Annotated in this window: 16 protein-coding genes and 9 pseudogenes; 12 read left to right on the forward strand and 13 right to left on the reverse strand. The window is 53.6% G+C overall.

Going from position 1 to position 22,241, the window contains the following annotated elements:
- Nucleotides 1–24: 24 nt before the first annotated feature.
- Genes OA238_RS04255 through mraY form a run of 3 tightly spaced genes read left to right on the forward strand, consistent with a single transcriptional unit; the run spans nt 25 to nt 4,157 of the window.
- A complete protein-coding gene (locus OA238_RS04255; protein WP_015494225.1) occupies nt 25–1,536 on the forward strand; it encodes a UDP-N-acetylmuramoyl-L-alanyl-D-glutamate--2,6-diaminopimelate ligase in 1,512 nt (503 codons plus the stop codon).
- Nucleotides 1,537–3,021: a UDP-N-acetylmuramoyl-tripeptide--D-alanyl-D-alanine ligase gene (locus tag OA238_RS04260; RefSeq protein WP_015494226.1), complete on the forward strand. Its 1,485-nt coding sequence runs from the start codon at nt 1,537–1,539 to the stop codon at nt 3,019–3,021.
- Between the two features lie 53 nt (nt 3,022–3,074).
- Nucleotides 3,075–4,157 carry a phospho-N-acetylmuramoyl-pentapeptide-transferase gene (gene mraY / locus OA238_RS04265; protein WP_015494227.1) on the forward strand — a complete coding sequence of 361 codons (1,083 nt, stop codon included), beginning with the start codon at nt 3,075–3,077 and terminating at the stop codon, nt 4,155–4,157.
- 78 nt (nt 4,158–4,235) lie between these two features.
- Here the strand turns inward: mraY and OA238_RS04270 are convergent, their stop codons facing one another.
- The 4 genes and pseudogenes from OA238_RS04270 to OA238_RS04280 all read right to left on the reverse strand — a co-directional run bounded on the left by OA238_RS04270 (nt 4,236) and on the right by OA238_RS04280 (nt 7,637).
- Complete coding sequence (locus tag OA238_RS04270) at nt 4,236–4,643, reverse strand: SpoIIAA family protein (protein ID WP_015494228.1); 408 nt, start codon at nt 4,641–4,643, stop codon at nt 4,236–4,238.
- Nucleotides 4,644–5,133: 490 nt separating this feature from the next.
- Nucleotides 5,134–5,591, reverse strand: a pseudogene (locus OA238_RS35415) (transposase); the annotation flags it as partial.
- Between the two features lie 53 nt (nt 5,592–5,644).
- A complete protein-coding gene (locus OA238_RS29670; protein WP_015494229.1) occupies nt 5,645–6,028 on the reverse strand; it encodes a tyrosine-type recombinase/integrase in 384 nt (127 codons plus the stop codon).
- Nucleotides 6,029–6,389: 361 nt separating this feature from the next.
- Entirely contained in the window at nt 6,390–7,637 is a 1,248-nt protein-coding gene (locus OA238_RS04280) for an IS256-like element ISOan6 family transposase (protein WP_015494114.1), read from the reverse strand.
- 132 nt (nt 7,638–7,769) lie between these two features.
- On the opposite strand from OA238_RS04280, the gene OA238_RS04285 reads away from it, so the two are divergent.
- The 3 genes and pseudogenes from OA238_RS04285 to OA238_RS34920 form a co-directional block, all read left to right on the forward strand.
- Nucleotides 7,770–8,672 (forward strand): oxidoreductase, encoded by a 903-nt coding sequence (locus tag OA238_RS04285; RefSeq protein ID WP_015494230.1) that lies wholly within the window; start codon nt 7,770–7,772, stop codon nt 8,670–8,672.
- Between the two features lie 109 nt (nt 8,673–8,781).
- Entirely contained in the window at nt 8,782–9,318 is a 537-nt protein-coding gene (locus OA238_RS04290) for a hypothetical protein (RefSeq protein WP_144055827.1), read from the forward strand.
- 151 nt (nt 9,319–9,469) lie between these two features.
- Nucleotides 9,470–9,670, forward strand: a pseudogene (locus OA238_RS34920) (hypothetical protein); the annotation flags it as partial.
- Between the two features lies 1 nt (nt 9,671).
- Here the strand turns inward: OA238_RS34920 and OA238_RS28600 are convergent.
- The 3 genes from OA238_RS28600 to OA238_RS04305 are packed head-to-tail and all read right to left on the reverse strand — an operon-like array spanning nt 9,672 to nt 13,001.
- Nucleotides 9,672–11,390: a calcium-binding protein gene (locus OA238_RS28600; protein ID WP_015494232.1), complete on the reverse strand. Its 1,719-nt coding sequence runs from the start codon at nt 11,388–11,390 to the stop codon at nt 9,672–9,674.
- Entirely contained in the window at nt 11,317–11,982 is a 666-nt protein-coding gene (locus OA238_RS04300) for a calcium-binding protein (RefSeq protein WP_015494233.1), read from the reverse strand. Before OA238_RS04300 ends, OA238_RS28600 begins: the two co-directional genes overlap by 74 nt.
- Nucleotides 11,979–13,001 carry an IS30 family transposase gene (locus OA238_RS04305; protein ID WP_015494234.1) on the reverse strand — a complete coding sequence of 341 codons (1,023 nt, stop codon included), beginning with the start codon at nt 12,999–13,001 and terminating at the stop codon, nt 11,979–11,981. Before OA238_RS04305 ends, OA238_RS04300 begins: the two co-directional genes overlap by 4 nt.
- Nucleotides 13,002–13,311: 310 nt before the next feature.
- Between OA238_RS04305 and OA238_RS04310 the strand changes: the two genes are divergently transcribed.
- From OA238_RS04310 to OA238_RS29675, 3 genes and pseudogenes are all read left to right on the forward strand, one after another.
- A complete protein-coding gene (locus OA238_RS04310; protein WP_015494235.1) occupies nt 13,312–14,355 on the forward strand; it encodes an IS110 family transposase in 1,044 nt (347 codons plus the stop codon).
- 35 nt (nt 14,356–14,390) lie between these two features.
- A pseudogene (locus OA238_RS33485) lies at nt 14,391–14,540 on the forward strand (IS481 family transposase); the annotation flags it as partial.
- 112 nt (nt 14,541–14,652) lie between these two features.
- Nucleotides 14,653–15,558 carry a histone deacetylase family protein gene (locus tag OA238_RS29675; RefSeq protein WP_015494236.1) on the forward strand — a complete coding sequence of 302 codons (906 nt, stop codon included), beginning with the start codon at nt 14,653–14,655 and terminating at the stop codon, nt 15,556–15,558.
- A gap of 58 nt (nt 15,559–15,616) precedes the next feature.
- On the opposite strand, the pseudogene OA238_RS31410 reads toward OA238_RS29675, so the two are convergent.
- The 3 genes and pseudogenes from OA238_RS31410 to OA238_RS33490 all read right to left on the reverse strand — a co-directional run.
- Nucleotides 15,617–15,697: pseudogene (locus tag OA238_RS31410) on the reverse strand (IS5/IS1182 family transposase); the annotation flags it as partial.
- Nucleotides 15,698–15,733: 36 nt separating this feature from the next.
- Entirely contained in the window at nt 15,734–16,981 is a 1,248-nt protein-coding gene (locus tag OA238_RS04325) for an IS256-like element ISOan6 family transposase (RefSeq protein ID WP_015493820.1), read from the reverse strand.
- Nucleotides 16,982–17,090: 109 nt separating this feature from the next.
- A pseudogene (locus tag OA238_RS33490) lies at nt 17,091–17,264 on the reverse strand (transposase); the annotation flags it as partial.
- A gap of 18 nt (nt 17,265–17,282) precedes the next feature.
- On the opposite strand from OA238_RS33490, the pseudogene OA238_RS33495 reads away from it, so the two are divergent.
- Nucleotides 17,283–17,435, forward strand: a pseudogene (locus OA238_RS33495) (IS6 family transposase); the annotation flags it as partial.
- A 64-nt stretch (nt 17,436–17,499) separates the two neighbouring features.
- Here OA238_RS33495 and OA238_RS04335 read toward each other — a convergent pair.
- Nucleotides 17,500–18,558, reverse strand: a complete 1,059-nt coding sequence (locus OA238_RS04335; protein ID WP_015494238.1) for a LacI family DNA-binding transcriptional regulator — start codon at nt 18,556–18,558, stop codon at nt 17,500–17,502.
- 77 nt (nt 18,559–18,635) lie between these two features.
- Here OA238_RS04335 and OA238_RS29680 point away from each other — a divergent pair.
- Both OA238_RS29680 and OA238_RS33500 read left to right on the forward strand, forming a co-directional pair.
- A pseudogene (locus tag OA238_RS29680) lies at nt 18,636–19,049 on the forward strand (transposase); the annotation flags it as partial.
- Between the two features lie 52 nt (nt 19,050–19,101).
- Nucleotides 19,102–19,266, forward strand: a pseudogene (locus OA238_RS33500) (IS6 family transposase); the annotation flags it as partial.
- A gap of 210 nt (nt 19,267–19,476) precedes the next feature.
- On the opposite strand, the pseudogene OA238_RS04345 reads toward OA238_RS33500, so the two are convergent.
- Both OA238_RS04345 and OA238_RS04350 read right to left on the reverse strand, forming a co-directional pair.
- Nucleotides 19,477–20,985 (reverse strand): annotated as a pseudogene (locus OA238_RS04345) (malonate--CoA ligase).
- Nucleotides 20,986–20,996: 11 nt separating this feature from the next.
- Entirely contained in the window at nt 20,997–22,241 is a 1,245-nt protein-coding gene (locus tag OA238_RS04350; protein ID WP_015494239.1) for a malonyl-CoA decarboxylase, read from the reverse strand.

The following is a 22,241-nucleotide window of genomic DNA, read 5'->3' on the forward strand; positions in this document are numbered from 1 at the left end:
CGCTTTAATTGATTGAGGTCGGACATGAACCCCCAAGCCGAACACAAAACGTCATCCCTCGCGGCACTTGGTCTGCGGGCAAAGGGTGGGCGCGACGCAACCATTACCGGACTGTCCGTCGACAGCCGTGATGTCAAAGAAGGGACGCTTTTCTTCGCCCTTCCTGGCACGAAAGTTCACGGCGCGGACGTCATTCAATATGCCCTTCGGATGGGCGCAGCGGCGATCCTGACGGATGCGCAAGGCGCGCAAATTGCCGCCAAAGAATTGGCCGACAGCAGTGCCGCACTTATCATCGCCGAAGATCCGCGCGGCGCGCTGGCGCTGACGGCCTCGCTCTGGTTCGGCGCACATCCAGAAACGATGATCGCGGTGACAGGAACGAACGGCAAAACATCCGTGTCGACGTTTGCGCGCCAAATCTGGATTGAGATGGAGCTTGCGGCCGTCAACCTTGGTACCACCGGCGTTGAAGGCGCGTGGACCTATCCGCTGAAACACACAACACCCGAACCGATCACGTTGCACCGCACCCTCGCGCAGGCAAAATCACACGGCATCACCCACGTTGCAATGGAGGCGTCATCGCATGGGCTCGATCAGCGGCGTCTTGACGGGGTCGTGCTGGCCGCAGCTGGCTTTACCAATTTCACCCAAGACCATCTTGATTATCACAAAACGTTTGAAGCCTATTTTGACGCCAAGATGGGGCTGTTCACACGATTGCTGCCCGAAGACGGCGTTGCAGTGATCAATATTGATGACTCAAAGGGGCCCGAGGTCGTGCAGATCGCGGAAAGCCGGGGTCTGGAAACCATAACCGTTGGCCGCCACCCCGATGCGCGGTTGAAATTGACTGGACAGCGATTTGATTCCACCGGCCAGGAAATTTTGTTTGACTGGCAGCGCGGCAGCCATTCAGCGCGGCTCAACCTGATTGGCGGATTTCAGGCGGACAACGTATTGCTCGCGGCAGCTTTGGTCATCGCGGCAGGGGGCGATCCCGAAGAAGCGTTCGACACGCTCCCCTATCTGACCACAGTGCGGGGTCGGATGCAGCACGCGGCGACGCGGCGCAATGGCGGGTCGGTGTTTGTTGATTACGCCCACACCCCCGACGCCGTCGCCACAGCGCTTATGGCGATGCGCCCGCACGTGATGGGTAAACTCATCGCGATTGTCGGCGCGGGCGGTGATCGTGACACAGGCAAACGCCCGCTGATGGGGCAGGCGGCAGTACAAAACGCTGACATGGTCTTTGTGACCGACGATAATCCACGATCAGAAGACCCGCGCGTCATTCGCGCCGCTGTCATGGCGGGTGCGCTTGAAAACGCCGCAGGTAAAAGTGTGATCGAAGTTGGCGACCGCGCCGAAGCCATTTTGCGCGGAATTGATGCGCTAGGCCCCGGTGATGCCTTGCTGATCGCCGGGAAGGGCCACGAAAGCGGACAAATCATCGGCGATGATGTGCTGCCGTTTGATGATGTAGAGCAGGCAAGCGTCGCAGTCGGCGCGCTGGACGGAGACCTTTAGATGGCCCAAGACACACCGCAAGACACGCCCCCAGAGACGGCCCAAACTGCGTCCCAATTTACGATCCTGTGGACGTCCCACGACGCGGACGCCGCGACAGGCGGAAAGTCCACTGCAAAATGGGACGCGACGGGCGTGTCTATTGACACCCGCACCATTCAGACGGGCGATTTGTTTGTCGCGCTCTCGGCTGAACGCGACGGGCATGATTTCGTCGCGATGGCGCTTGCCAAAGGCGCGGCTGCTGCCCTTGTGACCCACCGACCCGATGGTGTGGCTGACGACGCGCCGCTGCTGATCGTGCCCGATGTTCTGGCCGCACTCAGCGCATTGGGGCAGGCCGCACGGGCGCGAACCTCTGCCAAAGTCCTCGCGATCACCGGCTCTGTTGGCAAAACGTCTGCAAAAGAAATGGCCCGCGCAGTTCTGTCGCGCCAAGGTCGCGTCCACGCCGCCGAGGCCAGCTATAATAACCACTGGGGTGTGCCTTTGACGCTGGCGCGTATGCCCCAAGATTGCGACTTTGCCGTCATCGAAATTGGCATGTCCAACCCCGGTGAAATCGCGCCGCTGTCGCGCTTGACTTGCCCACATGTGGCGATGATCACGACCGTCGGCCCGGCTCACCTCCAAGCATTTGATGACATTAACGGCATCGCCCGCGAAAAAGCCGCGATCATCGACGGGCTGGTATCGGGCGGCGTTGCGGTGCTGAACGCAGACACGGAAACCAGTGAAATTTTGCAAAGATACGCCTCAAAACGCGAAGTCACGCAGGTATTGTTCGGGCAGATGTCGCGCACTTGGGCATTAAAACACGTGGCATTGGCGCAAGGCAAAACTTTGGTGCAGGCCGACACGCCCAATGGCCCGCTGATGTTCAAACTGTTAACGGCGGGACGTCATTTTGCGATGAACGGGCTGGGCATTTTGGCGGCCTGCGCCGCCCTTGGCGCGGACCCCGTTCAAGCAGCGATGGACCTTGGTCAATGGGCACCCCCCGCAGGGCGCGGCACCCATGAAGTTGTCACGCTTGATGCGGCAATTGAACACGAAACGCTGATCTTGCTGGATGATGCGTTCAACGCCAACCCTATATCCCTAACCGCCGCCTTGGAGGTTCTTGCGTCCTACACGCCGCACGACAATGTTGGCCGCATCATAAAAGGACGACGCGTCGCGATCCTCGGCGATATGCTGGAACTCGGCCCGCACGAGAACGCGATGCACGCCGAGACCGCCAACGATCCGTCCATCCCCGCGCTGCACCTGATCCACTGCGCTGGCCCTCGCATGCGCCACCTCTATGATGCGCTGCCGGACAACCTGCGCGGGCAATGGGCTGAATCGGCGGACGCCCTTGCGCGGCAGGCGGCCCAGCTGGTGGACGGCGGCGATGTCGTGCTGGTCAAAGGCTCAAAGGAATCAAAAATCAGCCTTGTCGTTGACGCCATACGAAAACTGGGGCATCCCGATGCGACCTAGTGGTTCAGTGAAACCAAACACGATCTAGTTATTAAACGACGGGAATTTTGCATATGTTGTATTGGCTAACGGCTCTTTCGGACGGCGGCGACGTTTTCAACCTGTTTCGCTATATCACGTTTCGTGCGGGTGGCGCGTTTCTGACAGCGTTGATTTTCGGCTTTGTCTTTGGCCCATCCTTGATCCGTGTGTTGCGCGCGCGCCAAGGCAAAGGCCAGCCAATCCGCAATGACGGACCAGAAAGCCATTTTGCCAAGGCAGGCACCCCCACCATGGGGGGGCTGCTGATCGTCGGCGCATTGCTGACCTCGACCCTGTTGTGGGCGCGCCTTGATAACCCGTTCATCTGGATGGTTTTATTCGTCACAATGTCGTTTGCATTGATCGGGTTTGCCGACGATTACGCCAAAGTCTCAAAACAATCGAGCGCTGGGGTCTCGGGCCGCTTGCGCCTTATCCTCGGCTTTGCAATCGCGGGCGTCGCAGCCTACTGGGCCGCACAATACCACCCGGTTGAGCTGCAAAACCAACTGGCTCTGCCAATCTTCAAGGACACGCTGATCAATCTCGGCGTGCTGTTCATCCCGTTTTCAATGATCGTCATTGTCGGGGCTGCCAACGCCGTCAACATGACCGACGGCCTTGACGGTCTGGCCATTATGCCCGTGATGATCGCCGCTGGTGCCTTCGCCATTATCGCCTATTTCGTCGGTCGCACGGACTTTACCGCGGAACTGGGCCTGCATTACGTCCCCGGAACAGGTGAACTCGCAATCTTTGCCGCGGGGCTTATTGGCGGCGGTCTTGGCTTTTTGTGGTACAACGCGCCCCCCGCAGCCGTCTTTATGGGCGACACCGGATCACTGGCCTTGGGCGGCGCATTGGGCGCAATCGCGGTGGCCACCAAACACGAAATCGTCCTCGCCATTGTCGGTGGTTTGTTCGTGGTTGAGGCGATGTCAGTGATCATTCAGGTCCTCTACTTCAAGCGCACCGGCAAACGCGTCTTCCTTATGGCCCCGATCCACCATCACTATGAGAAAAAGGGCTGGGCGGAGCCGCAGATCGTCATTCGCTTCTGGATCGTCTCGCTGATCTTGGCGGTCATTGGTCTCGCCACACTAAAGGTGCGTTAGTCCGAAAACCTGATGTCGCGCAGGGCGGGCCGGAACTGGCGCAACCAATAATGGCGCAACCCAAAATATAGGCGCCCCCTAAACCGGCATATTATCCCCGATATCGGTATCTGCGCCGTCAACATGGGCCAACCACGCCTCAGCTGCCGCGCCATCCTCTAGATCAAAACACCTGATCTCCAGCCCTCGGATCAAAGCGCCCTCAATTTTGGCCGCCGTTTTCAGCCACCCGATGTCGGTCAAGACAGCGCAACGGTTAAAGTGACCTATCATGGAAAACAGATGCGGCAGGCGCATCATCTCTGCCACCAATGCGCCGCCCGTCGGCATTGTAAACGACGGTATTTTATACATCATGACGCCGTTCGTGATATCCTTTGATTTCTCAAACAGATCATCAAGCCCCGCGGCCATCATATCGCTGTCTAGGATAGCGCTGAGTTCAACATCGATGCGGTTTGGTTTGGGTTTGGTTACGATCAGCATCTGGGGTCCTCCGATTGGGTTCAAGGCAAAATTAACCCCGCCCGCGTGCCCCTTCCTTGATCTGGGTCAAACGACGACCAAACCAGACTCCGCCTCGGCCCAAAACGCTGCGCCCGTATCTATCTTCAAACACTGCGATTGGCCCTCAAAACCCAACCTTACCGCTATCCCGCCCGTGGCATCGACGGGCAGCCCCCAAATTGCCCAGCCCACACAGCGCCCACCCCGAGACGGGCGCTGCCCTGAACGGGCGCTGTCCGGCAAAGCTGGACGGGGTTCCCGAATCCAGCAGAATGTCTAAGCTAACAATGGGAAGCGGACGTTCGCGCACGATGCAGCGAAAGTCTTGTGTGGATGGGTTCCGCAAACCAAGTCCCTTACAGCTTAGCGGGCTATGTCGCCCGGGACCTTCGACGGGGTGCCCTGGTTTTGGCGGCAGACTTGGGCACCATCATCTCGCAGGTCTCGCTAACTCGTTGTTCGTTCTCCTTTAGGCAGTGTGGGGTGTGTAGGGTTCGTTTCGGGTGAGGACCGCCCAGACGATCCGAGCGGTCTTGTTTGCCCTTCTCGGGCTGCGATGGCGACGGTTGCGACGCGCGCTGGCTTGCGTTCCAGCAGTGACGTCAGCTACTTGCGTTCGAGCAGTGACGTCAGCTACTTGCGTTCGAGCAGTGACGTCAGCTACTTGCGTTCGCGCTCTGGGTGCGACTTTGTCTGTCGGACGCGCGAGGTCATGCCGACGACCAACAATGCTCGTAAGTTTTGATCGCCCATTTTGGTGATGCGACCCAATTTCTCTTTGCCGCCGCTGGATTTGTTCGCAGGCGTCTGACCCAGCGTCACGCCAAAGGTGTGCTTTCAGCACGACGCGGCAAACTGGCGGCCATTACTGAACTGATGACCATCCCCAATGCTGGCGTTGATTGCCGACGCGGTTACAGCACCAACGTCCCACTGGCCGGCAGGGCGTGTTTACATGCTGGAGAGGGGGGTATGGTGTCTCAAGAAACAACCGCGACAGTTGCCGTGTCGAGAAATGCTTGCCGTGATAGCCCCTTCTCAGCGATGCAACCATCGCCTGTCAGGCAATGGCGAAAGAGGACCCGCTCGGGTGCAGGAACATCCTTGTCCTGACCGGTGGGCCGCTCCGTCCACCACGCGCGCAACAGGCCCAGGACGTCTGACGGCAGCATAACGTTGAGGTCCTTGCGCCCCTTCGATTGCACGATGCGGATGTTCTCCTGATCGCTATCAATATTACCATCCTTGAGCCGCACGACCTCGCCCGCACGCATCCTGCAGCCATAGGCGAGCGACAACATCACCTTGGCTTTCAGGCTGGGTGCCATGGCGAGAATGCGTTTGATCTCTTTTTGGCTCAGCACCTACGGCACCCGGTCTGGCTCTCGGAGGTGGAAGATCTCGGCCATGTTCATGTTCAAAAATCATCCGAACCGCGCGTGCGCGCACCTCGGTCAAAAACGGTTTGCTCTGTTACTTTTTTCCATCGGCTCCATCCATACTTACTTTGGAGCCTCCGGCAAACTTGGGGCGGTTCAAAATGGCTTTGATCTGGGTTTGTCTCTGCAGTGCTGAAGGCAGTACCGAGCCCAAGTTGTCGATTGCTGCGGAAACAACCAATGGAATGGAACCGCAAGACGCTGACATTCAACGTTGAAACTGTTACGCTGATATTTACGCAAAAAACCCGAGTTATTGTCAAATCTGGTGTTTGAGTATTGTTGGTCATGCGGTGATCTGGTCGGGGTTTGTGGTTTCGATTCCGTCTTTGAACGTGACGCCTGTGATGACTTTTGCGAGGTAGTCAAAGCCGCGTAGCTTCCTCCAATTTTGCTCAGCACATTGCCCCAGTTTGAACATCATGTGCAGCATGCCATCGCGTGACAGGCAGCCCTTTGAACGCTTGGTACGATGCCGGATCGTCGCGAAGGCCGATTCAATTGGATTGCTAGTGCGGATGCTTTGCCAATGCTGCGCCGGGAAGTCGAAGAATGCCATGAGTTCCTCACGATCTTTTTGCAGGCATAGTGTGGCCTTGGGGTATTTGGGTTCGTAGGTTTTGATGAACAGATCGAACGCCTTTTCTGCATCGACTTTGGTCTCGGCCTGCCAGATGTCGTGCAGCGCGGCCTTGGCTTTTGGCTGAGACAGCTTGGGTAAACAATTGAGCACGTTCATCGTTTTGTGTTGCCAACAGCGTTGATGGCGGGTCTCAGGATAGACTTCGTCCATGGCCGCCCAAAACCCCATGGCACCGTCCCCGATGGCCAGTTTGGGCGCATTCATGCCTCGGCTTTTGAGGTTAAGCAGAACCTCGCGCCAGCTCTGCGTGGACTCGCGCACCCCATCCTCAATTGCCAGAAATCGCTTCTTGCCACGGGCAGTTACCCCAATAATAACAAGGGCACAGAGCTTGTCATCCTCGCCCCGAAGGCCGCTGTGAACGCCGTCGGCCCAGATATAGACGATGGGCTCGTCATCTAACTCAGCGCCTTTCCAAGCCTCGTATTCATTGGCCCAATCGCGTTTTAAACGCGAAACCGTATTAGCCGACAAGCCAACGGCATCTGGGCCCAGAAGAACCTTGAGGGCGGGAGCCATCTCGCCGCTGGAGATCCCTTTGAGGTAAAGCCATGGCAAGGCCGCTTCCAGCGTCTTCGTGCGGCGCACATAGGGCGGCACCAGGGCAGACCGGAATGTCACCGGTGTGCCGTCCTTGGACCGAACCTTTGGAATGCGCACGCTCACAGGGCCAATGCCCGTTTGAAACGGGCGGGCCGGATGATGTCCATTACGCACGACTGCCGCGTGACCGGCATCGGTGCGTAAGCCGGTAAATTGCGCCAAATAACTGACAAGCTCAGCCTCAACTGCTGTCGCGATCAATTGTTGTGCTCCCGTTTTCAGCAACTCCGTCAACGCGTCCGTCATCTCGTCTCGACGCGCAAAATCAACAATGTTAGTAGTTCCCATGGTGGTGTATCTCCTTTGGCTGGGCTGCTGTCTTCCAACAACAATTCAACCAGATACGCCGCCAACCTTCAAACCACTCAAACACCAGATTCAGTCATAGCTCCGCAAACCCCAATGTAGAAAGCTTCCCAAATGATCGCAGAATTTCAGCATTGGATTGACCAAAATCTCTCAAGTCAAAAAGGCAAGACAATCCTGATCACAGGGGGGAATTCTGGAATAGGTTACTATGCTGCCTTGGCTCTGGCGAAAGCCGGTGCGCATGTCGTTATTGCAGGTCGCAACCCAGACAAGATCGACCAAGCAATCAAGAGCATCGTAGCTGAGGGGATAGATGGACACGTCGAGGCTGGAATTGTCGATCTGGCAAGTTTGGAGTCGGTGAGACAGTACGCAGCCCAGTTTGTTATGGACCACTCAAAGCTTGATATCCTGATCAATAACGCAGGCGTCATGATGCCACCTGAGGGCAAAACCGAAGACGGTTTCGAGAGCCAGTTCGGGGTTAACTTTTTGGGTCACTTTGCGTTAACCGGACTGCTCTTTGACCGGTTGCAATCCACCACCGGTTCACGCGTGGTGACGCTGAGCAGTATTGCGCACAGAGGGGCGCAGATCGACTTTGACAACTTACGGCTGGAAAAGCCTTACGACCAGAAACGTGAGTACTACCAAAGCAAATTGGCAGACCTTCTGTTCACCTTGGAACTTGGTCGCCGCATTGATGCAAAAGGGGCGGCTGTTCTCTCTGTTGGCTGTCATCCTGGGTTCACGAAAACCGAATTGCAGCGGCACGTTGATACGAAAATATTGGCAAAAATGACATTCATGGATGCTTGGCAGGGGACCTTGTCGACGTTGTTGGCCGCGACGGGCCCTCATGTCGCTCAAGGGGATTACTATGGGCCCGATGGGCCAGGCGAATTGGGCGGTTTCCCAGCTATTGGTGAGATCGATGCCTCTGCATTGGATACCGCCGTCGCGAAACGGCTGTGGGATGTTGGGCAGGACGTGACGGGTATTGCCTTTCCGTGATATTGCAATTTTTAAGCAGTTTTGTCGAAGGGGTCTAACAATGCCAAGCACGCATTTTGAGCGGCAGCGAACGTCCCGACGCACAATGATGATATCTGCCTTGGCGGGGGTGAGTGGTCTGGTGGCCTCCGCGACGGGCTTTTCCAAGACTGCCCAAGCCGAAGGAAATGAAAGTGCTGAGATGCCCCCAACCGAACTGATCAGGGCCCTGAGATCGATTGGAAAGCCCGTCTGTCTGGATGCTGCTGATAAATTGGCGGCATCAACTGGTACACTGGCGGAATTTGATCTGCATCTTCGGCGTGCAGGATTGAACGTAGCCGATGCAAGGGTTTTGGCAAATGGTATGATGCATGCCGACGCTGGCAATGCGCTTTTCTTGAGTTCTTTTAGCGCAAGCTATAACCTCGATTTGGGAGACGGTGGTGCCACCGCACTGGCTGAAGCTTTTCCAGAAACCATGATGGAGTTGGGACTGGTCGGTTGCTCCATTGGTGATGCAGGGGCCCACGCGATCTTGGAATGGGCTCGGACCGCGCCCAACCTCAGAATGATTTGCGTGGAGGGAAATAAAATTTCGGCCGGTGTAAAGTCGCAGTTCCAAAATCTAGCATCAGGCGGCCGTAATATACTGGTAGTGGTCTAGTCTTTGAAAAATAGACAGAAAATGCGTACATTGCCGTCGATGAATGCATAAAGCAGCCATTAACTCTCTTGTTGTGAAATAGCGCTTTGTCCGCTGGCCTCAACCGTTCGACGCAACACTTTAATCTTTAGGAAGAGATGGAGTGTTTGTCATGAAGTGTCATCGCAGGATTTACTATTTGGTTGAGCAACGTGCGGATATCTGGGCCCCCTCTCGGCGATGCGAGCATCGCCTGTCGGACAGTGGTTGGCAGTGCGGCGAGTCGATGAGATAGATTGGGTGTGTTTTTGACTGCCAATCATCCTCGGTTTTTTCCGTAATCTCCCCGACTGGTGGGATACACCCGCCAGATCTCATTCGAACGTATCCGCCCCAGTTCCACCGCGCAGCAAATCGTCGCCCAACCCGCCATTGATAAAATCATTGCCCGCGTTGCCGTTCAGTTCGTCATCACCGATCCCGCCAAACAACGTATCAAACCCGTCGGCCCCCGAAATAACATCGTCACCGTCGCCGCCGAACAGATCATCCGCGCCCTGACCGCCCTGGATAACGTCATTGCCGCCGTCACCATAGACGGTATCGTTCGCAGCGTTGCCGCTCAGATTGTCGTCGCCGGTCCCGCCATACAAAATGTCTGCGCCACCCAGCCCGATGATTGTGTCGTTGTCTCCGTCGCCGTGCATCACATCCGCGCCCTGACCACCGTTCAGGATATCTGCGCCGTCGCCGCCAAACAACGTGTCGTTGCCCGCATTGCCCTTCAGGTTGTCGTCACCGCTGCCGCCGTACAAGGTATCAAAGCCGTTGAGGCCGATCATCACGTCGTTGCCAGACCCGCCATACATGTCATCAAAGCCAAGGCCACCGTTCAATTGATCGTCGCCACCCAAGCCATACAGCGTGTCGTTGCCACCGCCGCCCGACAGATTGTCAGCCCCTTGGCCGCCATCAATGCTATCGCTGGACCTGACACCCGCTACAGTAATGCCCGGCACTTCTGTAACAACGACATCCGACGCCGCAGAGGTGACGCTTTCTGGCGTGCCTTTGCCGTCGATGTAGGACGCGACAGCAGTGATACGTGTGCCGACATCCGACGCCTTAAGTGTATACGTCGCGGCGGTCGCACCCAAAATCTGGCTGCCATCCCGCTGCCATTGGTAGGACAGCGTCCCGATCCCGTCGATGTCCTCAACGCTGGAAGATGCTGTTAAAGTTTTTCCTTGAGCGGCAAACCCGTCGATCCAGACCCGAACGGTGGGCGCGTCGTTCTCACTGCCCACCGCTGCGGTCTGCGCGCTGATGGCGGATTCTGATGCACCGCCGTCGTCAGTGTAGCTTACCGTCACCGATATCCGCCCGCCGACATCTGTCGGCGTCACGCTGTAATTTGCGCTGGTTGCGCCGTCGATATCGTTGCCGTCACGTGACCATTGGTACGACAACTTGCCGATACCGTTTTCGTATGCGAGGATCGAAACAGCAGTCAGCACGCCTCCTTCGATCGGAGTGCCGGTGATCGCAACACCTCCTGAGAGTGGGACCGCAACGCTCTGGCTCAAGGCATTCGATGTATCACCAAATTGGTTTTTGAACGTTAGTTGAACATCTATTTGTGCGTCAACATCAGCGGGAGTGAGAATGTATTCATCGTCATTGGCACCGTCGATTGCGCTACCGTCGCGACGCCATTGCCAGCTTATAGTTGTCTCATCTATGCCATCCACGTCAATGACATTTGCCGTATCAACGATCAGTTTTTCACCAATAACAACCCAACCTTTGATCAGCGGATTACCGGTAGCTGGAGCGTGATTAATAATCAGGTCATTTTCTAAGTAGCCATCATCAAACTGAAGCCTTTCAACGTTAATTACCGTTGCGTTGTCATCGCCTCGACGGACCACAATGGACTCGCCCGACGTATCAATCACAAATTCAGTACTGCGGCCGTCGAAAACAGCGATGTCAAAATCCAGGCCACCGTCAAGTTGGTCAAGACCCGTGCTTGCAATGAGGATATCTGCCCCGCTCCCCCCCCATAAGGATATCGTCGCCTTCTCCGCCATTCAGATTGTCATTGCCGGAACCACCCTCAAGCGTATCATTGCCAAGACCACCCGATAAAGCATCCTGGCCTTGTCCCCCATACAACCGATCGGAACCGGCGTCTCCTTGAATGATGTCGTCCCCAGCGGCACCTGCAATCGTATCGTCGCCACCTAGCCCTGTCAGCCAGTTAGAATTAACATCGCCAGAAATGTCGTCGCTATTCTCAGAACCAGTTATGTTTTCTATACCGCTGATGACATCGCCCTTAGCAAAACCAAAGTTGCCTGTTCCCGCCTCCAGATCGATGACAACGCCTTCTTGACTGACGTCCGTAAGGACGCCGTCCCGACCAAGATCGGTCTTCGCCCTGTATGAGAGCCGATCAATACCCGCGCCACCAATGAAAGTTTCTTGGGAATCGCCTGCAATAAACAGGTCATCGCCATTTCCGCCGTCCAGAAGGGTTCTAACGTCAGTATTAAAAAGAGATACCTCTTTTTTAAACGAGAAGTTTCTTACTTCTTCGTAACCATTGTAAGTCCCGAGTGTATCGTCGCCATCGCCACCATAAAGTTTACCCCCCCTTGGGCACTGAATACTTGGATTCAAACATCAAGTGCAACGGTTGATTTGAAGGCCGCGATTTCGTCGGCCATGGCTTCAGCGGGTGTTCTCCAACCGAGAGTTTTTCTCGGACGGTTGTTCATCAGGTTTGCAACGTCGTTCAGCCATGTTTGGCTTGCACCGTTCAGGTCAGTTCCTTTGGGCATGTACTGACGCAGCAGTCCGTTGGTGTTCTCGTTGCTGCCACGCTGCCAAGGCGCATGCGGATCGCAGAACCAGATATCGATCTTCAACCGTCTGGCGAGTTCGGGGTGGCAGGCCATTTCGGAGCCGCGGTCGTAGGTCATGCTCTTGCGCAAAGCAGCGGGTAGTCGTCTCATCTGGCGGGTGAAGCTGTCGAGCGCGGCCTCGGCCCCATTGCCGTCCATTTTGCAAAGAATGACAAAGCGTGTCTTGCGCTCGACCAAGGTCCCCACTGACGAGCGATTGAATGCGCCCTTGATGAGGTCGCCCTCCCAATGGCCTGGTACCAGTCGCGCTTCGATCTCTTCAGGGCGGTTGATAATGCGCAATGATTCCGGGACCATAGCACTGCCCGCCGCTGTCCTGCGCTTGAGCCCACGCTTAGGCTTCGCTTGACGCAACGCCTCGATCATCGCCGCCTTCAGCCCACCACGTGGCTGCGCGTAAATCGCGGCATAGATGGTCTCATGGCTCACATGGGCGGATGGATCATCAGGCTTCATGAGACGCAGTCTCTGCGCAATCTGCTCAGGCGACCAGTGCAGATGTACGAGCTTGCCATGAACGAAACGATTAAGATCGCTCCCCTCCACAAGCTTGCGCTTGCGGAGGCAGCGCGCACGCCGGGCATCATAGGCCTGCCGCGCCGCTTGCGGGCAATAGCTGCCGTCTTCCTGCCGACCTCGCGCCAGCTCACGGCAGATCGTGCTCGCCGGGCGATGCAAAAGCTGGCCGATCAACCGCTGACTGCTGCCCCTATTATGCTCGGCTAATATCACGCCACGGTCCTCGCTGCTGAGGTGCTTGCTTCGTATGTCCATCACAACATCCTATGCCCAAAGGGCTCTGAGTGTTGCATTTGAAACTTGAGCCTAAGTTGTCCTAATCCGCCCACCTGAAAATTAGAGAAAAATAGAGCAGCGGACAACATCCCTGACTGTGAGTATACTATTGTAACTTGATGGCCTGACCCATTCCCTGAATGACCACGTGTCTTCCCTGTGACGTGTCGACCATCAAGTTACCCTGGCAGCGGGCGAGATGTGACCTCATAGGAGCCTGACGGTCTTGTACCATCACAGTCCTGTCCTCTTCGATCGGTGCTCGGGCCATTCCAGTGAAAGGGTATCCATGGACCAAGTTATCATCGGCGTTGATACGCATAAATCTAACCACATTGCAGTCGCGATGAATACTCAAGGTGCCCGTTTGGGTGGCCTGACAATCCCAACGACTTGCCAAGGATATCTGGACTTGGAAGTATGGGGGAGCAAGTTCGGAAGCATAAAAGCCTTTGGCATTGAGGGTACTGGCTCTTATGGCGCTGCCCTGTCTCGCGATTTGTTAGCTAAGGGCCATACGGTGCTGGACGTCATGCGGCCTAATCGCCAGCTACGCTATCTTCATGGTAAATCCGACAGTCTCGATGCAGAAAGCGCGGCTAGGTCGGTGCTGAATGGCCAAGCCACGGCCCTAGCCAAGACGCAAATCGGCGCATGCGAAATGATCCGGCACATCAAGATGGCACGCGACAGTGCGGTGAAGTCCAGGTCGCAAGCGATGATCACCTTGAAAGCGCTCATTATCAATGCGCCTGCAGAGCTGCGCGGTATGCTTGATCAAATCAAGGGCCCGATTAGCCTGATCCGCCACATAGCAGCACTTAGGCCGGGAAAAATCACATCACCAACGGCTTCTGCCAAGGCAGCCATGCGTGCGATTGCACGCAGATGGCTGAACTTGCACGAGGAAATCCACGTTCACGGGCAAGAGCTTGAACGTTTGGTCAGAGAAAAGGCCCCAGGCCTGATGAATTCCCATGGCATCTCGACAATGACCGCGGCGGAAATGCTGATCCTCGTCGGCGACAACCCTGAGCGGATCAAATCCGAGGCAGCTCTGGCTAAACTATGCGGAGTTTGTCCAATCCCGGCTTCGAGCGGAAAAACTAACCGAATGCGCTTGAATCGCGGCGGGAACCGAAAAGCCAATGCCGCCCTCTACATCGTTGCTGTCACCCGAATGCGGGGTCACGAAGCAACCAAGGCATATGTAATCAAACGCACAGCCCAAGGCAAAAGCAAAAGCGAGATCAAGCGGTGCTTGAAACGTTATATTATCCGCGAGATATATCGCCAACTTTGTGTGCCAAACGGCGCAAAATCTACGCATTGACAAACATAGGAGCATCAGAGGGGGGATCCAAAGGGATGCACCGTTATGTCTTGCTCTATAATCAACAACTCCCGCAGTCTGTTCTAAAGAGAAAAACGCCCTCGCAGGCCATGAAAGACTGGCACAAACTCAAACCAAAGCTGTTTAAGAAAAACCCTTACTACCTTATGGGATGTGACAGTTAGGTATTAAGAAGACTTGTATTGGCTTCCCCTCCAATGCAAATTGACCTCACCGGTGGGAATGAACACGTCAAACGATCGCCGTACTCCCAACAAGCTCACTTAAGGCCACGTCGTGTCTCAAATTCCAGTAGTTTATAACGATGCTTACGATTTTCACGTACCGCCAACACATCGTTTTAATGGGACAAAGTTCTCTAAGCTAGTGAATCATCTTCAACGTAGTGACTTCTCTAAGCAACTGGATTTCATACACTCCTCTCCGGTGCGTTATGAAGATATTAAACGTGCACATGCGAATGACTACGTGCAACGCGTGGCAACAGGGGCGCTATTGCGAGAGGAAGTTCGACAAATCAATTTGCCTATAAATACTCAGTTGATTAAGCGTAGTTTCCTTGCCTTAAACGGAACTTACAAAACGGCCCTGAAGGCTTTACAAACAGGCGTTGCGTGCCATGCTGCTGGGGGCACACATCATGCACATTATTCCCATGGATCAGGGTTTTGTGTATTCAATGATTTGGCATTTACTGCTCTAAACCTGATCGAACATGGCATGGTTGAGACTGTTCTGATCTTAGACTTGGACGTACACCAGGGCGATGGAACGATAGACATATGCCATGGAAAGCGGGGTATCTATACCTGCTCGTTGCACTGCGAGCAAAACTTTCCATTTCAAAAACGTCAAGGCACTCGTGACGTACCGCTCGATAGCCACTTGGAAGACAATGCATATCTTGATCAGCTGCACCGCACTCTCGCTGACATCTCCAGAGACTTTACACCCCAGCTCGTCTTATACGATGCGGGCGTTGATGTGTTCTTGGGTGATCAATTAGGGAATTTAGATTTGACGCTAGAGGGTATCTTCAAACGCGATTGCATTGTTTTAGAACACTTTAAGAATTGTAATATTCCGATCGCGACCGTCATAGGCGGCGGCTATAGCCCGTCTGACACTGACATTGCCCAGCGGCATTTATCTATATTTCGTGCAGCGATTGATGTGTTTTAATTTATTCGCCGATTTGAATGGAAGCCCGAGACGGTGAATTACATCCTAGGCTCAGGACTCATAACCAAAATATAACGGTTGCGGCGAGCATGATGGCGGAGAGGAAGACCGTTGGGCTTCTGTCATAGCGTGTTGCGACGAGTTATTGTCAAATCTGGTGTTTGAGTATTGTTGGTCATGCGGTGATCTGGTCGGGGTTTGTGGTTTCGATTCCGTCTTTGAACGTGACGCCTGTGATGACTTTTGCGAGGTAGTCAAAGCCGCGTAGCTTCCTCCAATTTTGCTCAGCACATTGCCCCAGTTTGAACATCATGTGCAGCATGCCATCGCGTGACAGGCAGCCCTTTGAACGCTTGGTACGATGCCGGATCGTCGCGAAGGCCGATTCAATTGGATTGCTAGTGCGGATGCTTTGCCAATGCTGCGCCGGGAAGTCGAAGAATGCCATGAGTTCCTCACGATCTTTTTGCAGGCATAGTGTGGCCTTGGGGTATTTGGGTTCGTAGGTTTTGATGAACAGATCGAACGCCTTTTCTGCATCGACTTTGGTCTCGGCCTGCCAGATGTCGTGCAGCGCGGCCTTGGCTTTTGGCTGAGACAGCTTGGGTAAACAATTGAGCACGTTCATCGTTTTGTGTTGCCAACAGCGTTGATGGCGGGTCTCAGGATAGACTTCGTCCATGGCCGCCCAAAACCCCATGGCACCGTCCCCGATGGTCAGTTTGGGCGCATTCATGCCTCGGCTTTTGAGGTTAAGCAGAACCTCGCGCCAGCTCTGCGTGGACTCGCGCACCCCATCCTCAATTGCCAGAAATCGCTTCTTGCCACGGGCAGTTACCCCAATAATAACAAGGGCACAGAGCTTGTCATCCTCGCCCCGAAGGCCGCTGTGAACGCCGTCGGCCCAGATATAGACGATGGGCTCGTCATCTAACTCAGCGCCTTTCCAAGCCTCGTATTCATTGGCCCAATCGCGTTTTAAACGCGAAACCGTATTAGCCGACAAGCCAACGGCATCTGGGCCCAGAAGAACCTTGAGGGCGGGAGCCATCTCGCCGCTGGAGATCCCTTTGAGGTAAAGCCATGGCAAGGCCGCTTCCAGCGTCTTCGTGCGGCGCACATAGGGCGGCACCAGGGCAGACCGGAATGTCACCGGTGTGCCGTCCTTGGACCGAACCTTTGGAATGCGCACGCTCACAGGGCCAATGCCCGTTTGAAACGGGCGGGCCGGATGATGTCCGTTACGCACGACTGCCGCGTGACCGGCATCGGTGCGTAAGCCGGTAAATTGCGCCAAATAACTGACAAGCTCAGCCTCAACTGCTGTCGCGATCAATTGTTGTGCTCCCGTTTTCAGCAACTCCGTCAACGCGTCCGTCATCTCGTCTCGACGCGCAAAATCAACAATGTTAGTAGTTCCCATGGTGGTGTATCTCCTTTGGTTGGGCTGCTGTCTTCCAACAACAATTCAACCAGATACGCCGCCAACCTTCAAACCACTCAAACACCAGATTCAGTCATAGCTCTGTTGCGACGCGTCGTTCCTCGGTCACCCTGGCAAGTTCGCGCTTCAATCGTTTGATCTCTGCAGCCTGGTCCAAAACTTCAGCTCTTACATGCGGTGGCTTCGAAAACTGAGCCTTCCACGTGTACAGTGACTTCGTACTTATCCCCAGCCGTTCAGCTATTTCGCTGACCGCGTAGCCTCCGTTCCTACGGCGTGATTTAGGCTGATGCGAAGTTTGCAAAAGTTCGTCGCCGTCCACGCTTCTGTTCACAACCATTTCAACCAAGAGCGCCACTTTTACAGCCGATCAAATTTCAAGCTGAACCGTGCCGCCGCTCTTACCGAGTGGCGCGGTCTTGGCGTAGCCTAACGAATTGAGGTTGCTGGAAAAATGAGACTGGTTCGCTTTTCTCTGATAGTACCCCACCCGTCCTTCAACGTTTCAAATGTTGCAGAGATTTGCGCAAGACAAGTTCTGCATCAATCCGTATCGTCTGAGCTGGGAGCTTCGGTGATCCTAGGTGTGCGAGCATCAGCTCGCCAGCAGCCTTGCCTATTTTGTCCAATCGCATTCGCACTGTCGTAAGCGGCGGATCAATCATATCGACCAAGGGAATGTCGTTATAGCCAGAAATTGAGATATCCCCAGGAATTTTCAACCCTTCCTCTCGGCATGCTCTGATTGCGCCTATTGCAACAAGGTCATTCACACAAATGATTGCGTCCGGTAATTGGTCATCCGCAGTCAGAAGTGCTTTTGTCGCTTCGAGGCCTTCGTCAGCTGACATACGCTCTACAAAGGCGATTCTGTGGTCTGGTAATACAATCCCGTGCTCAGTCAGGGTGTGTCGAATTCCCCACCATCGTTCCCTAGCTGTCGACAGGTTTTGTGGCGCAAGGATGACCGCAATATCCCTATGGCCCGAAGTGAGCACCTGTCGGGTAAGGGTCTGCATCCCACCAAGACAGTCGTTGACGACTGCTGGTGTTTCCTCAGTCTGCGTCTGTCGAAGAACAGACACCAGTGGTATGCCTAAATCTTGGCATCTTGCAACGATCGGATCTTCCAATCGCGTTGTTGCAACAAAAATACCATCAACAAGCCGCGACGCCATTTTGTTGATGATATTCATTTCGACTTCAATGTCATAGCCAGTGTTTCCTACCAGAACAACGAAGCCTTCAGGCGAAAGAACCGCTTCGATGGCATTCAGGATTGGTGGATAAACCGGGTCACTCATGTCGTGAACAATCAAGCCGATTGACCGCGTGGACTTCGTGCGCATGCTCGCCGCGATTGTGTTTGGCTGATACCCAAGCTCCTGCGCTACTGTCCGGACGTGTTCAGCCACCACATCAGATATTCGGCCCTTTGATCCAGGCCGCAAGACGCGCGAAACCGTGGAATAATGGACACCTGATGCCGCCGCTACATCCGCCAGTTTAATCCTACCGGGCCTTGTCGCTGTCGCGTGTTTCTTGGCAGCACACATTTTCGAACCACTTCATCGTCAATTATTCCAAGCGAGCACTATATACAATCATCTAGATGACCAAAGTCAAGATGGGGGACTTCTGCGGCTGGAAGGATCGCAAGAACTTCGCCAAGGACCTGAAGTGGATTTATTAGGCCACCGATGACGTTGAGGCCGAAAAAGCCCTGGCGGACTTTGAGGCGGAATGGGGCCAGAAATACCCCTTCATCGGCCCGAGCTGGCGGCGCGCATGGCAAGAAGTGATCCCGTTCTTTGCTTTCTTACGAGCCGTGCGCAAAATCATCTACACAACGAATGCTATCGAAAGCCTGAACCGCGTGATCCGCAAAACCACCAAAACACGCGGCGGCTTTCCAACAGACGATGCCGCAACCAAGCTAATCTATCTCGCGATCCGCAGTTTCGAGAAGGCTGGCAGATGCGTCAGAGAATGGGTTGCTGCCCGCAATCAGTTCGCTATCCTATACCCAGAACGGTTCAACAGATGACCCGTCAAACCTGCATGGGCTGAGCCTCATACACAGAGTTTCGGATACTCCCGCCATGCTTCGATTTAGGGGGATGCGAACTTTACAGAAATTCGTCGCCGTCCACGCTTGTGTTCACAACCATTTCAACCAAGAGCGCCATCTCTACAACCGATCAAATTTCAAGTTGGACCGCGCCGCCGCTTTTGTTGAGTGGTGGCAACTGTGTGCAGCGTAAAGGGTACTTAATTACTCTTGTAGAGACTGGTTAGCATTCGTCTGACTGCACCCCTCCACTAATGTGGTCGGGCGTCTGTTTGGCAGTGTGAAGTCGCTGTCGATGGTGAGTGATCCGCCCTATGGCGAGGAGTATCACCCGTCCTGGCGCAACCAAACATACCACGCACGGTGGTCGTCTTTGGTGCAAAAAAACCGTGATAGCCAAGACTTAAAAGTCCGTGCCATAAGTCTCTCGTAAAACGTTTTTTTGCACTTTTCCCATAGTGTTACGTGGCAGCTGTGCAACCATTATTAATTTGCTGGGTTGTTTGAACTTGGCAAGAGATTGAGCAATATTGTCAGAGATCTGCTCGAGGTCTGGCATTCTACCCTTTTCGGCTACGATCAGGGCGATTATAGATTCACCTAGATCAGAATGTGGGATCCCAATTACGGCGCTTTCCAGGACATCTTGCTGATCATTAATCAACATCTCGATCTCTTTGGGGTAAATATTGTAACCACCTGCGATGATGAGGTCCTTATCGCGACCAACGATTTTGAGATATCCATCTTCATCAATCTGACCTAGATCACCAGTGATAAAGAAGCCGTTTTCGCGTAATTCTTCCGAAGTCTTTTCTGGCATTTTCCAATAGCCCTTGAACACATTTGGCCCACTTACTTCGATTTGCCCAATGTCACCGTTGGGCAAGGTTTTTCCTGTCGCAGTGTCGGTAATTTTGAGTATAACTCCCGGTAAAGGAAAGCCCACTGTTCCTGCCCGCCGCTCACCTTCAAAAGGGTTTTACGTATTCATATTAGTTTCTGTCATACCATAGCGTTCCAGTATGCGGTGACCAGTGCGCTGTTCAAAAGCCACATGGGTTTCGGTCAGTAATGGTGCACTGCCTGATATGAACAAGCGCATGTGTTGTGCGACCTGCATGGAGAAACGCGGATCATCCAACAGGCGGGTATAAAATGTAGGTACGCCCATCATCGTCGTCGCACGGTACATATTTTTGATCAAAAAATCGGTGTCGAATTTAGGCATAAAGATTAATGATCCTCCTGCCAAAAGTGTAATGTTGAGTGCGACAAAAAGCCCATGAGTATGGAAGATTGGTAGCGCATGCAAAAGAACGTCGTCAGCAGTAAAATGCCAAAACTTCGACAGTGTTTGGGCGTTTGACAGCAAATTAGATTGTGTCAACATTGCCCCCTTAGAGCGTCCAGTCGTGCCCGACGTATAGAGTAACGCAGCAAGATCGTCACCGTTGCGAGGAACTGTGGTAAAGGAGTCGGATTGATCGTCAGCCAAAACAGCCAGGCTTCCACCACCTTCAGAATTCAACGTTTCCAGTCGAGCACCAGTCGATCTAGAAACGACTTTCATTTCCCTATTTCGTATCTCTTGGCACACAAATAAAGCAGCACCGCTGTTTTCAACGAAATAGATAACTTCGTCCGACGTGTAGGCAGTATTAAGTGGTAAGAATATTAACCCAGCCTGTACACAGGCAGCGTAAAGCGAAACTGCATCAGGCGATTTGTCAATCTGGACTGCGACACGATCACCCGGCTTTAGACCCATTGCGATAAACAAGTTTGCAAAACAAGAGCTGCGAGCGAGAAATTCAGCGTGACTAATTGTGTCACCATTAACCAAGTGCAAAAAAGGCGTCGACTTTTCAGAATGTCGCCCAAATAGCTTGTCGTAGAGGAGATTAGCCATAACACGTTCCCTTAAGTATCAATTGTTTCAGTGGCTTGAGCCAGTGCTGTAATATCAGATGAGGCCGCTATTACAAACGACCCAGAAAAGTGTTCATGATTTTGGTCATTAGTTGGAAGATCATAAAGGTAGTTAGCCATAACTCCTCGTGACTGAGTTTGACCTTTAATGGATCTGTCGGCATCGGCATGAACAGCGTGAACTAACGCTCCATTTCCAAGGTGAAATCGTGCGACAGGATCGAGTGGAGAGCCGTCCAGTCTCTTTGCTTTAATAAGGTAGGCTGCGGCAAGTGATGGCAGCCGTTCGTCCGTTGCAACGTCCTCTAAATTTTCGACCTTGAGCCATTGTGTGAAACCAGGAATTGGCGATAGCGTCACAAATGTCTTGAGTCTCAGTAATTGACCAGAAAGATCATCCACCACTTGTTTAATCAACAGATTACCAAACGAGATACCAGCTAAACCAGCTTGACAATTAGAGATAGAGTAGAAAACAGCCGTATCAGCATTCTCTTCTTCAAGCACGTCGCGCTCCTTAGCGAGTATTTGTTGGATTGATCCAGGGATACCTTTGGTTAATGCTACTTCAACAAAGATCAGCGGCTCATCCGGCATTGTGGGATGGAAGAAAGCAAAACAGCGCCTGTCAGACGGTTGGATACGCCTACGCAATGCACTCCAGCTATCGATGGTATGTACTGCCTCATATTCGATAATTTTTTCAAGGATGTGCGCAGGGCTTTCCCAGTTAATTGGGCGCAAAACAAGGAATCCCCGGTTAAACCAAGATGAGAAGAGATGTCGAAAATCAAGATCAAGTGCGGACAAAGAGGCGTCCGTACGCGCAAACTCTAATAAATCTTGACGCATTGCCACAAGGCTGCCTGTCGCCTCTGGCACCTGATTGAGCCGTCGAATCAATTCCTGCCTTGCAGGTTCTGCTACTTCCATAAAATTACAGTAATTAATCTTTGAAGGATCAGTTTCGTAAGCCTCAAGTGCCGCACGAACATCAACAGGGTTAATATCTAGATCCGCTGCGAGGTACGAAAAAAAATCTCGTTTCTTAACTTTACACATAGCATTGTAACGGTCAAGAATTTGATGTGCCAAAGTCATACCCCGTACTTCGCCACGATTACCAATTAAGTCGGTAATAAGCTCTGCAATTGGTCGGTCGTCCAATTTAGTGTTAAACGTAGCCTTTGATGAACGGTCAAAAATTGTAGATAAAAGATCAGCCAGTAGACTCAT

The sequence above is a fragment of the Octadecabacter arcticus 238 genome, from assembly GCF_000155735.2.
GTDB classification, from domain to species: domain Bacteria; phylum Pseudomonadota; class Alphaproteobacteria; order Rhodobacterales; family Rhodobacteraceae; genus Octadecabacter; species Octadecabacter arcticus.

Excerpts from the sequence above, each read along its gene's own strand:
- OA238_RS04260 (WP_015494226.1), top strand. The coding sequence starts at position 1,537 with ATGGCCCAAGACACACCGCAAGACACGCCCCCAGAGACGGCCCAAACT.
- OA238_RS04255 (WP_015494225.1), top strand. The coding sequence starts at position 25 with ATGAACCCCCAAGCCGAACACAAAACGTCATCCCTCGCGGCACTTGGT.
- OA238_RS04305 (WP_015494234.1), bottom strand. The coding sequence starts at position 13,001 with ATGGACATACGAAGCAAGCACCTCAGCAGCGAGGACCGTGGCGTGATA.
- OA238_RS28600 (WP_015494232.1), bottom strand. The coding sequence starts at position 11,390 with ATGGCGGAGAAGGCGACGATATCCTTATGGGGGGGGAGCGGGGCAGAT.
- OA238_RS04310 (WP_015494235.1), top strand. The coding sequence starts at position 13,312 with ATGGACCAAGTTATCATCGGCGTTGATACGCATAAATCTAACCACATT.
- OA238_RS04270 (WP_015494228.1), bottom strand. The coding sequence starts at position 4,643 with ATGCTGATCGTAACCAAACCCAAACCAAACCGCATCGATGTTGAACTC.
- OA238_RS04325 (WP_015493820.1), bottom strand. The coding sequence starts at position 16,981 with ATGGGAACTACTAACATTGTTGATTTTGCGCGTCGAGACGAGATGACG.
- mraY (WP_015494227.1), top strand. The coding sequence starts at position 3,075 with ATGTTGTATTGGCTAACGGCTCTTTCGGACGGCGGCGACGTTTTCAAC.
- OA238_RS04335 (WP_015494238.1), bottom strand. The coding sequence starts at position 18,558 with ATGTGTGCTGCCAAGAAACACGCGACAGCGACAAGGCCCGGTAGGATT.
- OA238_RS04350 (WP_015494239.1), bottom strand. The coding sequence starts at position 22,241 with ATGAGTCTACTGGCTGATCTTTTATCTACAATTTTTGACCGTTCATCA.
- OA238_RS04280 (WP_015494114.1), bottom strand. The coding sequence starts at position 7,637 with ATGGGAACTACTAACATTGTTGATTTTGCGCGTCGAGACGAGATGACG.
- OA238_RS04285 (WP_015494230.1), top strand. The coding sequence starts at position 7,770 with ATGATCGCAGAATTTCAGCATTGGATTGACCAAAATCTCTCAAGTCAA.